The organism is Sodalis sp. (in: enterobacteria) (genome assembly GCF_051710625.1).
In the GTDB taxonomy this organism is placed as follows: domain Bacteria; phylum Pseudomonadota; class Gammaproteobacteria; order Enterobacterales; family Enterobacteriaceae; genus JBPESN01.
This window is the reverse complement of sequence record NZ_JBPESN010000073.1, coordinates 1-11,771: the sequence shown is the minus strand read 5'-3', so window position 1 is coordinate 11,771 and position 11,771 is coordinate 1. Positions and strand designations below refer to the sequence as shown.

General features: G+C 55.2%; 9 protein-coding genes and 4 pseudogenes. 4 read left to right on the top strand and 9 right to left on the bottom strand.

Annotated elements, in window-relative coordinates; genetic code table 11:
- Nucleotides 1-250: 250 nt before the first annotated feature.
- The 5 genes and pseudogenes from crr to cysZ form a co-directional block, all read right to left on the bottom strand.
- The gene (crr, locus tag ACTBDU_RS13945) at nt 251-760 is read right to left on the bottom strand and encodes a PTS glucose transporter subunit IIA (RefSeq protein ID WP_438806875.1); all 510 of its coding nucleotides are present in this window, start codon (nt 758-760) and stop codon (nt 251-253) included.
- 41 nt (nt 761-801) lie between these two features.
- Nucleotides 802-2,529, bottom strand: coding sequence for a phosphoenolpyruvate-protein phosphotransferase PtsI (gene ptsI, locus ACTBDU_RS13940; protein ID WP_438806874.1), 1,728 nt, complete (start codon nt 2,527-2,529; stop codon nt 802-804).
- Nucleotides 2,530-2,579: 50 nt separating this feature from the next.
- Nucleotides 2,580-2,837 (bottom strand): phosphocarrier protein Hpr, encoded by a 258-nt coding sequence (ptsH, locus tag ACTBDU_RS13935; RefSeq protein WP_438806873.1) that lies wholly within the window; start codon nt 2,835-2,837, stop codon nt 2,580-2,582.
- Between the two features lie 405 nt (nt 2,838-3,242).
- Nucleotides 3,243-4,200 (bottom strand): annotated as a pseudogene (cysK, locus tag ACTBDU_RS13930) (cysteine synthase A).
- Nucleotides 4,201-4,340: 140 nt separating this feature from the next.
- Nucleotides 4,341-5,058: pseudogene (cysZ, locus tag ACTBDU_RS13925) on the bottom strand (sulfate transporter CysZ).
- Between the two features lie 284 nt (nt 5,059-5,342).
- Here cysZ and zipA point away from each other — a divergent pair.
- The 3 genes and pseudogenes from zipA to ACTBDU_RS13910 all read left to right on the top strand — a co-directional run bounded on the left by zipA (nt 5,343) and on the right by ACTBDU_RS13910 (nt 8,853).
- Nucleotides 5,343-6,365 (top strand): cell division protein ZipA, encoded by a 1,023-nt coding sequence (gene zipA, locus ACTBDU_RS13920; RefSeq protein WP_438806872.1) that lies wholly within the window; start codon nt 5,343-5,345, stop codon nt 6,363-6,365.
- Nucleotides 6,366-6,595: 230 nt separating this feature from the next.
- Nucleotides 6,596-8,626, top strand: a complete 2,031-nt coding sequence (gene ligA / locus ACTBDU_RS13915; RefSeq protein ID WP_438806871.1) for an NAD-dependent DNA ligase LigA — start codon at nt 6,596-6,598, stop codon at nt 8,624-8,626.
- 10 nt (nt 8,627-8,636) lie between these two features.
- A pseudogene (locus ACTBDU_RS13910) lies at nt 8,637-8,853 on the top strand (DUF3820 family protein).
- Between the two features lie 205 nt (nt 8,854-9,058).
- Here ACTBDU_RS13910 and ACTBDU_RS13905 read toward each other — a convergent pair.
- From ACTBDU_RS13905 to ACTBDU_RS13890, 4 genes are all read right to left on the bottom strand, one after another.
- Nucleotides 9,059-9,292, bottom strand: a complete 234-nt coding sequence (locus ACTBDU_RS13905; protein WP_438806870.1) for a hypothetical protein — start codon at nt 9,290-9,292, stop codon at nt 9,059-9,061.
- On the bottom strand, nt 9,289-9,522 hold the full coding sequence (locus tag ACTBDU_RS13900; protein WP_438806869.1) for a hypothetical protein: 234 nt from the start codon (nt 9,520-9,522) through the stop codon (nt 9,289-9,291). Before ACTBDU_RS13900 ends, ACTBDU_RS13905 begins: the two co-directional genes overlap by 4 nt.
- Nucleotides 9,523-9,881: 359 nt before the next feature.
- Nucleotides 9,882-10,019: a hypothetical protein gene (locus ACTBDU_RS13895; protein WP_438806868.1), complete on the bottom strand. Its 138-nt coding sequence runs from the start codon at nt 10,017-10,019 to the stop codon at nt 9,882-9,884.
- Nucleotides 10,020-10,097: 78 nt separating this feature from the next.
- Complete coding sequence (locus ACTBDU_RS13890) at nt 10,098-10,823, bottom strand: hypothetical protein (protein ID WP_438806867.1); 726 nt, start codon at nt 10,821-10,823, stop codon at nt 10,098-10,100.
- Between the two features lie 197 nt (nt 10,824-11,020).
- Between ACTBDU_RS13890 and ACTBDU_RS13885 the strand changes: the two are divergent.
- Nucleotides 11,021-11,771: pseudogene (locus tag ACTBDU_RS13885) on the top strand (IS3 family transposase); the annotation flags it as partial.

Here is an 11,771-nt window from a genome sequence, read left to right as displayed (position 1 = left end):
CAACCAGTTAAGCGGATTCGCGTTTGAATTCAAGACTAAAATTTCTTCTTTTCATTGGCGCACCCGTGTTGTTCTGAGGTGAGCATATCACTTCTGTTCAGGTGGCCAAATTCAGTGTGCCACTACACTCTTGCGACCCTGCTGCCTGTACAATAGCGTATCGCTGTAAGACGCGGCTAAAAAAATTAACGGCGCTCATTGAGGGCCGTTAGCGTTATGCCCGCGATGGGGACGGAAGAAAAGCGTGGGCCTACTTGCGGATGCGGATGATCGGGGTTTTGCCGACTACGACGCTGCCGGACAATTTCACCAGTTCTTTGATTTCATCCATATTGGAAATAACCACCGGTGTCAGGGTCGATTTCGCTTTTTCTTCCAGCAACGGAAGATCGAACTCGATCACAACGCCACCTCTTTTCACGCGTTGACCTTCTTCAGCGATACGGCGGAATCCTTCGCCTTTCAGCTCAACGGTGTCGATACCGAAATGGACAAACAGCTCAATGCCGCTGTCGGATTCGATGGAGAAAGCGTGATTAGTCTCAAAAATTTTACCGATCGTGCCGTCTACCGGGGCGACCATTTTATTGCCGCTGGGGTTGATGGCGATCCCATCGCCCACGATCTTTTCAGCGAAAACCACATCAGGAACATCTTCAATGTTTACAATTTCCCCCGAAAGAGGTGCAACTATTTCAATGCTTCCCGTGTCTTTCTTGTCATCGGAAACCAGAGATTTCAGTTTATCGAACAAACCCATGATCTTCTCCTAAGCATTTATATCGGGTCAGCGTCGTGAAATCAGCAGAGCGTTTTTTCTTCAATAAATTTGTTGACTAGATTCATCAACTCTTCCGCTGTTGGCTGAGCTAATGCTTCCTCTGCTAATGCCTTTGCATTGCCAAAGTTGGTATTGCGAATAATTTTCTTGATGCGCGGGATAGAGATAGCACTCACGCTGAATTCATCCAGTCCCATCCCTAATAACAGTAGTGTAGCACGTTCATCTCCCGCCAGCTCGCCGCACATGCCGGTCCATTTGCCTGCAGCGTGAGACGCGTCAATGACTTGCTTGATTAATGTCAGTACCGCCGGAGACATGGGATTATACAGATGAGAGATGAGCTCATTACCGCGATCCACGGCAAGAGTATACTGGGTCAGGTCGTTTGTCCCAATACTAAAGAAATCAACTTCCTGTGCCAGATGACGCGCGATAACCGCAGCGGCGGGCGTTTCTACCATCACGCCGACTTCAATGCCTTCGTCGAAGGCCTTACCCTCTTCACGCAGTTGGCCTTTCAACAGCGACAGTCCCTGCTTCAGGGTACGTACTTCTTCTACCGAAATAATCATCGGGTACATAATGCGCAGTTTGCCGAACGCCGAGGCGCGAAGGATGGCGCGTAGCTGAGCGTGCAGCATTTCTTTACGATCCAGCCCGATGCGGATAGCGCGCCAGCCGAGGAACGGATTGTCCTCTTTTGGCAAATTCATATAGGGCAAATCTTTGTCGCCGCCGATATCCATGGTGCGCACGATAATAGAGCCAGTGGGCACGGATTCCGCCACCGCTTTGTAAGCCTGAAATTGCTCATCTTCGCCCGGCAGGGAATCGCGGTCCATAAACAGAAACTCGGTGCGATACAAGCCGACCCCTTCCGCGCCGTTGCGCTCGGCGCCCGCAACGTCGCGCACGGTACCGATATTGGCACAGACTTCGACTTGATGGCCATCAAGCGTGACGGCTGGCAGATTTTTAAGCTTGGCCAGCTCGCTCTTCTCGGCGGCGTACTGGCTTTGCAGCGCTTTCAACTCTTCAATCACCGCCGGTTCGGGATTGATATAGATCTGGTTATTGATCGCATCCAGAATCAGATAATCGCCGTTGGCGACCTGCTTGGTAATGTTGCCGGTTCCCACAATAGCCGGCAGCTCCAGCGAGCGCGCCATAATTGACGTATGCGACGTCCGGCCGCCGATATCGGTGACGAAACCCAGAACTTTATCCAGATTCAGCTGCGCGGTTTCTGACGGCGTCAGATCCACCGCGACCAGCACGGCTTCCTCACTGATGGCACTCAGATCGATAATCGGTATCGCGAGGATGTTGCGCAGTAAACGTTTACTGATGTCGCGTACGTCGGTGGCGCGTTCTTTAAGGTATTCGTCGTCGAGTTCTTCCAGCGCTTTAGCCTGCGTTTCAATCACCGAATAGACTGCAGTATCCGCGCTGGCGAGGTCTTCTTTGATAAGGGCTATGATGTCCTGCTCAAGCTCTTCGTCTTCCAATAACATGATATGGCCTTCGAAGATGGCTTCCTTTTCTTCACCGAAGGTTTCACCCGCTTTGCTTTTGATCGCTTCCAATTGCGCGGAAGCTTTGGCACGTCCGGCAAGAAAACGTTCAACCTCCTGCTTAACCTGGTCCGCGGTGATCTTTTTCCTGTTGATGACAATCTCATCTTCCTTCAGTAGCAGCGCTTTACCAAAAGCGATGCCCGGTGATGCTAAAATGCCTGAAACCATAACCCTACCTTACTCATGATACATGTTAACTTAAAAGACCGGGCCGTATATTACTCAAGCTCTGCCATCAGTTTAACCAAATGTTCTACCGCCTTTTGCTCATCCTCGCCTTCCGCGGTGATAGTCACGACGGTACCTTGCGTCAAGCCTAGGGTTTGCAGTTTGAACAGGCTTTTGGCGCTCGCGCTTTTGCCATCGGAGGTTACGGTGATTCCGGAACTAAAGCCTTTAGCTTCCTTGACAAACTGGGTGGCGGGACGGGTATGCAGACCGTTAGGGGCAGTAATCGTAACTTTTTGTTGGTACATTTTATTTCCCCAACTTATTAGATGATATCAGTGTTATGGGGCTAAAGTTTAGCCTAAAAGGTTCACTTTAGCCTATATGGTTGTCGTGGAGTCTGTGGCGCAATCGTAGGTGTTACTCGTCCTGACAGGGCGTCACAGCATTAGTTGCTTAATCACGCCATCCAGGGGCATGCTTGCTTTTGACATTAATCATTATGTCGCTTTTCGTCGAAAATCTATAGGCCGGCGAGCGTTTCTGTCGACTGTATAATAAATAGCCTGATTAATTTCATAATCCGAAATAATTGTCCGCTTAAGCACAAGACAGAACCAACAAAATCAATTCGCGGTGGGTTGAAAGTATGATCCAGCCACAAAAAAGCACCCGTCAGGGTGCTTTTTTCAACAAACCTGCTATAGCGGGCGTTATTGTACTTCAGGTGAAGTAAACAGATCGGCAAACAGGGCGGTGCTGAGGTAACGTTCGCCGGAAGAGGGCAGGATCACCACGATAGTCTTGTTGGCGGAGTCTTTTTTGGCCTGCAGTTTCAATGCTGCCGCAACGGCGGCGCCGGAGGAGATGCCGGCCAGAATGCCTTCTTCTTCCATCAGACGACGCGCGGTGCTGATCGCTTCATCGTTGGTAATTTTTTCTACCCGATCGATAAGCTTCAAGTCCAGATTATCGGAGATGAAGCCGGCGTTAATCCCCTGGATTTTGTGCGGGCCGGGCTTGATTTCGTCGCCGGCCAGCGCCTGGGTGATAACAGGGGAGTCGGTCGGCTCCACCGCGACCGTGAACACATTCTTACCCTAAGTATTTTTCAGATAACGGCTAACGCCGGTAATCGTGCCGCCGGTGCCCACCCCCGCGATAAATACATCCACTTCGCCGTCGGTATCCTACCAAACCTCCGGACTGGTAGTCTGTTCGTGAATGGCCGGGTTACTGAACTGCTGCAGCATCAGGAATCGCGCGGGATCGGTCGCGACAACCTCCATCTGCCTTGGCGATGGCGCCTTTCATCCCTTTCGGGCCATCGGTCAGCACCAGATTGGCGCCCAGAGCCTTCAGGAGCTTGCGGCGCTCGCTGCTCATGGTTTCCGGCATGGTCAGCGTCAGTTTGTAGCCGCGGGCTGCCGCGACATAGGCCAAAGCGATACCGGTGTTGCCGCTGCTGGGCTCCACCAATTCTACGCCCGGTTTTAGCACACCCCATTTTTCCGCATTCCAGATCATATTCGCGCCGATGCAGCATTTGACGCTGAAGCTGGGATTGCGGGATTCCACCTTCGCCAGGATGCGACCATTGCCGATACGATTTAAACTGACCAGCGGGGTATGGCCGATAGTCAGTGACTCGTCTTCATAAATTTTGCTCATGACCAGTCCTATAGTTCAGGTGCGAAAGAAAAGGATTTTCCGCATAGGGGTGGAAGTGACAGAATTATATATCGTTAATGTTATTAACACATAAGTTTTTAAGAACCGGATACCGTATAGCCGGCGCGGCATTTATCCACTCACATCGCCGTGGCGCCGTAAACTGCCACCGGCAAAATCACCAGATTCACGATCGGTATCAGGGTAAACACGCTTACCAACGCGCCGAACTGCATATTCGCCACCTTGTGGTGCCTCAGGGCGGTGCGCATGGTCGGAAACGGGACCCTATGCTTATTAAAGGGATAATCGCAATATTAAATGGCCAACATCCAGGCGTTGAATAAAAACCACAGCACCGGCACCAGCGTTTGGCCAATGGCCGAAATAAAATGCAACGCCAGTAAAATCAGCGCCCGCGGCAGGTAGTAACATAGCTTCACCCATTCGCGGTGCAGAATACGCAGCGTATCGCGCATCAGATCCATTAGCCCACTGTCCGGACCGGCATGGCCGGTCAGATGCGTTTCCAGTTGTTCTGCCAGCAGACCGCTGAAGGGCGCGCCAATCACATTGGCCACGGTACTGAAGAAATAACCAAATACCAGCAGAACCTCCAGCACGCATAACGGCCAGAGGAGACAATTCAGCCAATGCAAGCAATTGGGAACGTAACCCATCAATCGCGGGATTCACAGGCTCAACTGTCGATACAGCCACCAAAAGGCGCCTCCTATATAGCGCTATATTCACCAATAACGCCAGCAGGACATAACGTTTAATGCCGAGCAGCATGATTAAACGCCAGCCGGCGAAAAAATAATGTACCCCGCTGCGATAAGTTAACCCGTTTTGTATAGTGTTTTACGCCATTTATGTCCGAACAGATAGGGGTATGATCACAGTTTTCGGCGTTAATAACGGCCGTTTGGTTCATTTTGTTTGAAAAAGCAGCAAAAAAATAACTTGCCAAACTCTTTTTGCCAGAAAGTACCCTGTAGACTTGCACTTGCCTACGCAGGCAAATACAGTTAAGAGAGTAAATGTTTGCCGCTATGGCAATGTGCAATATGCAATATGCAATGTGCAATGTGCAATGTGCAATGTGCAATGTGCAATGAATTAGAACAGCTGAGATGCCAATGATGCAGGATTTGCGTCTGATATTAATCGTCGTGGGTGCAATCGCGATTATAGCGTTACTTTTACATGGTCTTTGGACCAGCCGTAAAGAGCGCTCGGCAATTTTTCGCGACCGCCCGGCCAAACGACTGAAACAAGAACGTCAGGATCAGGACGAACCGCCGCTGTCTGAGCGGGATGAAGGGGTGGGTGAAGTCCGCGTCACGCGCGTGCGCCACTACGACGATGCGGATATCGGACGTTTTAATGACGACGCGCCGTTATCTCGCCCGGCCAGCCGCCCCCTCGAGGAGGTACGCGATGACGCTTCTGATCCTCTTCTGGCGGATAGCTTCGGGCAGCCCGTCTCCAATGCCCCCCGAGCCCACCGCAAGCCGCCGCAAATCCGTGCCGCCGAACCTGCCATGCCTGCCCGTGAACAGGTCGCTTCTGACGGCGACGAAATGGGTGCACGCGATGACGACGATCCGCCATTGCCTGCCGCCAGCCGCGCCGCTGCGCCCCAAACAGATTACCGGTCATCGACGCCTGCCGCCGACGCCGGCGCGCCCGACCCGGCAGAAGAGAGTTCGATAAAAGCGGCCCAGGTACCGGAAAAAGAAACGGTGCTGGTACTGCATATCGCCGCCCATAACGGTACGGTATTAGGCGGCGAAGAATTGCTGCAAAGCGTGCTGCAGGCTGGTTTTCAGTTTGGTGAAATGAATATATTCCATCGTCATCTCAACCCTGCCGGCAGCGGGCCGGTGCTGTTCAGTCTGGCCAATATGGTCAAGCCCGGTTCGTTCAACCCGGACAATATGGCTGATTTCACCACGCCGGGTATCTCCATGTTCATGATGGTTCCCTCCTATGGCGATGCCCATCAGAACTTCAAGCTTATGCTGCAGTCCGCCCAGCGTATCGCCGATGATTGCAACGGCGTGGTGCTTGACGATGAGCGGCGGATGATGACCCCGCAGAAACTGGACGGCTATAAAGCGCGCATTTGTCAGGTGCTGGAGGCGAATGCCGGTGTCTGATGTGTGCGGGTAAACCGATCCCTGGCGGTGAGTCCGCACCGGCTACCGTTCGCCTGCAACGGTCACAGTCAGGCTTATCCTGCCCATAGCGTTTTTATCCATCTGGCCGGCAGCGGTTATACTTATCTTGCCGGTCATCGCTAACCGGAACCGACCGGTTGCTGCTAAAATAGCGTTATTCTCAGCCCCCGCTTGCGGGGGTTTTTGCTGCTGATGGTGCATCATGGAACATGATTGAACAACATATCCTGCGGTTGCGTAAGCAACTGCGACACTGGGAATACCTCTATTATGTGGAAGCTGCCCCTGAAGTGCCCGACAGTGAATATGACCGGGTTATGGCGGAACTGCGCACGCTGGAGGCCGAACGGCCAGACCTGCTGAGCGCCGATTCCCCCACTCAGCGCGTCGGCGGACAAGCGCAAAGCAGTTTTGGGCAGGTGCGCCATGAAGTGCCCATTCTGTCGCTGGATAATGTTTTTGAAGAGCCGAGTTTTCTGGCGTTCGACAAGCGGGTACGCGACAGGCTTAAGCGCGACGACGACATGACCTATTGCTGCGAGCTGAAGCTAGACGGTCTGGCGGTCAGCCTGCTGTATGAGAACGGCGAGCTGGTGCGGGGCGCCACCCGCGGCGACGGCGCCACCGGTGAGGATATCACCGCTAACGTGCGCACCATCCGCACCATTCCGTTGCGCTTGCAAGATCAGGACAACCTGCCGCGGCTGCTGGAGATCCGCGGCGAAGTCTTCATGTTGAAAGCGGGCTTTCTGCGGCTGAATGAGACCGCCAAACGGGAAGGGGGTAAAGTCTTCGCCAATCCGCGCAACGCCGCCGCCGGCTCCTTACGCCAGTTGGATCCCGCGATTACCGCCAGGCGGCCGCTGACGTTTTATTGCTATGGCGTCGGCCTGCTGGAGGACGGCGAGTTGCCGGAGAGTCATTGGGAGCGCTTGCAGCAGTTCAAAGCCTGGGGGGTACCGGTCAGCGATCGCGTCCGCCGCTGCACCGGTAGTGCGGCGGTGCTGGATTTTTATCGGCAGGTGCACGAGGAGCGGTCATCGCTCGGGTTCGATATCGACGGTGTGGTGATTAAAGTCGACTCGCTGGCGCTGCAGCAGCGTCTGGGCTTTGTCGCCCGCGCGCCGCGCTGGGCTATCGCCTATAAATTTCCGGCCCAGGAGCAGTTGACCCGGGTACGCGACGTGGAGTTTCAGGTGGGAAGGACCGGCGCAATCACGCCGGTCGCGCGCCTTGAGCCGGTACTGGTTTCCGGCGCCATGGTCAGTAACGCCACCCTGCACAACGCTGATGAGGTCGAGCGGCTGGGGCTGATGATTGGCGATACGGTCATTGTGCGTCGCGCCGGCGATGTCATCCCGCAGATTGTCGGCGTTGTCACGTCCGAACGGCCTGCAGAGGCGCGGCCGGTAGCGTTTCCGACGCAATGCCCGGTTTGCGGCTCGGACGTCGAGCGGGTGGAAGGCGAGGCGGTGCTGCGTTGCACCGCGGGCCTGGTTTGCGCCGCACAGCGCAAGGAAGCGCTGAAGCATTTCGTTTCCCGCCGGGCGATGGACATCGACGGTATGGGCGATAAGATCATTGATCAGCTGGTGGAGCAGGAGCTGGTGAAAACCCCGGCCGACCTGTTCCAGCTGAATAAAGAAATTCTGACGCGGCTGGACCGGATGGGGGCAAAATCGGCGCAAAATTTGCTGGAGGCGTTGGAAAAAGCCCGGCAGACCACCTTTGCGCGCTTCTTGTACGCGCTTGGGATCCGCGAGGTGGGCGAGGCCACGGCCGCTAATCTGGCTGCCGCCTACGGCACGCTCGACGCGCTGATTGCCGCCGATATTGATTCGCTGACGGGCGTGCAGGATATTGGCAACACTGTCGCGACCCACGTGCGCCACTTTTTTGTGGAAACGCATAATATCGAAGTGATCCAGGATTTGTTGAGCCCGGCAATCGGTATTCGTTGGCCTGAACCTGTGGCAGCGCCCGTCGCGGCGAGCGATAATCCCTTCGCCGGGAAAACCATTGTCCTGACCGGATCGCTAAGCAGCCTGTCGCGGGATGAGGCCAAGGATCGGCTGATCGCGCTCGGCGCGCGGGTCAGCGGCAGCGTTTCCGCCAAAACCGATCTGCTCATCGCGGGGGAGGCGGCGGGATCCAAATTGTCCAAGGCACAGCAGTTGAATATTCCGGTGATGGATGAGGCGGAAATGATGCGTCTTCTGGGAGACTCTTCGGACGCATAAGGGGGCGAAAATGGAAAAAGAGGATCTGGTGGCCATTGCCAATACCGCAATGCCGTTTTGGTAAATATCAAGGGCGGATGCTTATCGATCTTCCCAAACCTTATCTGCTCTGGTTTGCCCGTAAAGGAGAGTTCCCGGAAGGGCGCCTGGGCCAGCTTATGAGCCTGGCGTTGGCGATAAAAATAGAAGGGTTGGAAACCCTTATCACGCCGCTTAAGGTGCGTTAACGACAACCTGCGCCTCTGGGGATTCGGGTCGTTACTGATGAAAACGCGCTTGCCGGGCGCTGTGAAGCGATGCATCGTCCCTCTTTCTCGGCTGTCAGGTGTCAGCCAGCAACATTAAATCGGGCGCGATGCGCAACATGTCGTTAATGTGCCAGGTTTGTTGCACCCCGCCAATGCCTCCTCGCGCGGGAGCTGGAAGGCAACGTTATCGCGCGCCCCGCGTCCACACGGCGCCCAGCGCAGTGGTCAGCGACAGGCACGCGCCAAACAAAAGAGCCCCCGCCAAAAACCACAGCGGTCGCCCGCGCGCCAGCATCGCCAGCACAATGGCGATAAAACCATTGCCCTGAGTCATAAACGGCACAAAAATACCGGCGCCGACCTGCGCCATATAAGCGCCACCCAATCCCGCCAGCGTGCGCGTCCCCTGCACGCTCACACCGCGGCCGCCTCCCCAGTGCGGCGGGTCGATCGCCGGCCACCTGCAGCGCCAGACCCACATTGCTGGCGCGATAAAAGCCGGGCCAGCAGCGGGACGCAGGCGACGGCCAAATACACCACCAGCGGCTGCACGAACAGGGCTTTGCCCACCACCGGCAGTTCGGCAAGCCAGGGCAGCCTGATGCTGTTGATGCTGCCCAGGCGGGGATAACTCTGGTTGAAAGCCATTTGCTGCAGCAGCGCGGTGCCGCCCTTCAGCGCCTAGGGTCAAGGCGATACCGATGACTATCTGATTGAGCCGCAGCCACAGACACAGTCCCGCCATCAGCGCCGCCACCAACATCCCGCCTGCGGCCCCTGCCCCTAAGCCCAGCGCCATGGAATCGTGACGCCAGGCCACCAAGGAAGCCCAGCCAGGCGCCGGCCAGCATCACCCCTTTCAGCCCGATATTCAGCACGCCGGCTTTTTCGGACAGTTGTTCCCCCGCCCCGCCAACAGCAGCGGTATGCCGGCGACGATGGCTCCCATGAGGAGGGAGGTGATAAAACCGCTGGTTAACTTTTTCATTTTGTCTCCATCCCCGGCGCTAAGCCTCCGTCGTCGTGTTGCGCAGAGTCCGCTGGCGTAGCGCTTGCCGTAGTCGGGCAACGGCCAGACGGGTCAAGCCCGGCACAATTAATAGTAGCGCGACGGTCAGCAAGGTGAAATGGTTGAAGACGCCCATCCGCCGCGCCGCGCTTCCGCTGCAGATGGAGAGCACCGAAAACACGAAAGCGAAAGCGAGACTGCCAAACCCGTTGAATTACACCAGAAACACCAACGGCACAATAACCAAAATGTAGGCCGGATTCCAATCAGCACGCACATTGTTCTGAATAGCGATGATCTCGACCGCGCCCGCCAGCACCGCTAGCAGACCGAGCAACAGTCCGCTGGAAACGTAACCGCCGAACAGCATCAACAATCGTTGTTCCCAGGACAGGTTACAAGTTTGCGGCACGGTTGTCGCCGGATCCGCCAGTAGCAATTTGACCAGCACATTGGCCAACGAAACGCCGAGAAACGACATCATAAGGCTGGTAATAATTTCGTTAATATTACGCCAGATTTTTAAGATCGCCGGCAGCAGGGCTCCACAGTATTCCGCCCAGCACCCCGGCCAGCAGCGCCAGAGACAAGGTGATCCCCAAGAGAACGTCGCGAAATAACAGCGCCGGTGCGATGGCCGAGGGCAGTACCGCGCCCAACATAAACTATCCGGCGCCGCCCAAATTCTCGCCACCATCAAGCTGGCAACGATCAGCAGCAGCGGCCCCGTGCGCGTTAGCGCTACTTGCCAACCGGCGGACGCCAGCAGTCCATTACGCACGATAAAACCATAGTAGGCTAGTGGATCGACCCCCAATAGCCATAGCAGCAGGCCGGCAATAAAAAGCGCCAGCTCAATAGCCAGCAGAGTAAATCCCGTTTCCAGGCACAGGCGTCTGACCCTCGCGCCGACGTTACGGCACCTGGACCGGCCTAGCATGGCGTTTCTCCGCTTATTAGTGCGCCGATGCGCCGACGGGCGTGAGCATCGTTGACAACCATGCCCGCTATTTGCCCTCGACGCAGTACCGCCACGCGATGAGACATGTGGGGCGCCAATCAATTTGTAGTGGCACACTGAATTTGGCCACCTGAACAGAAGTGATATGCTCACCTCAGAACAACACGGGTGCGCCAATGAAAAGAAGAAATTTTAGTCTTGAATTCAAACGCGAATCCGCTCAACTGGTTGTCGACCAAAATTACACCGCCGCGCCAGCAGCAAAAGCCATGGACGTCGGCCTTCCTACGATGAGGAAATGGCTAAAACAACTGCGTGATGAGCGACAGGGGAAAACGCCAAAAACCTCTCCTATAACCCCGGAACAAATCGAAATACGTGAGCTCAAGAAGAAGGTACAACGCATTGAAACGGAAAACGAAATATTAAAAAAGGCTACAGGCTCTTGATGTCAGACTCCCTAAACAGTTCTCGTTAATCGGGAAACTCAGAGCGCATTGTCCTGTGGCCACACTCTGCCACGTGTTCAGGGTTCATCGCAGCAATTACAAATACTGGGAAAGTCGACCTGACAGGACAGACGGCAGGCGAACGGTATTGCGCAGTCAGGTTCATGAACTGCACAATATCAGCCATGGTGCCGCTGGCGCGAGAAGTATCGCCATCATGGCAACCCAGAGAGGCTTCCGGATGGGGCGCTGGCTCGCAAGCAGGCTCATGAAAAAGCTGGGGCTGGTCAGTTGTCAGCAGCCGACGCACAGGTATAAGCGTGGCGGTCAGGCGCACGTTGCGATCCCGAATATCTTGAGCGCCAGTTCGCTGTAACGGAGCCAAACCAGGTATGGTGCGGCGATGTGACGTATATCTGGACCGGGAAACGCTGGGCATACCTTGCGGTTGTTCTTGATCTGTTCGCGAGGAAACCGG

Coding starts and splice junctions, on each gene's coding strand:
- zipA (WP_438806872.1), top strand. CDS start 5,343: ATGATGCAGGATTTGCGTCTGATATTAATCGTCGTGGGTGCAATCGCG.
- ACTBDU_RS13890 (WP_438806867.1), bottom strand. CDS start 10,823: ATGCTAGGCCGGTCCAGGTGCCGTAACGTCGGCGCGAGGGTCAGACGC.
- crr (WP_438806875.1), bottom strand. CDS start 760: ATGGGTTTGTTCGATAAACTGAAATCTCTGGTTTCCGATGACAAGAAA.
- ACTBDU_RS13900 (WP_438806869.1), bottom strand. CDS start 9,522: ATGGCTTTCAACCAGAGTTATCCCCGCCTGGGCAGCATCAACAGCATC.
- ptsH (WP_438806873.1), bottom strand. CDS start 2,837: ATGTACCAACAAAAAGTTACGATTACTGCCCCTAACGGTCTGCATACC.
- ligA (WP_438806871.1), top strand. CDS start 6,596: ATGATTGAACAACATATCCTGCGGTTGCGTAAGCAACTGCGACACTGG.
- ACTBDU_RS13895 (WP_438806868.1), bottom strand. CDS start 10,019: ATGGGCGTCTTCAACCATTTCACCTTGCTGACCGTCGCGCTACTATTA.
- ptsI (WP_438806874.1), bottom strand. CDS start 2,529: ATGGTTTCAGGCATTTTAGCATCACCGGGCATCGCTTTTGGTAAAGCG.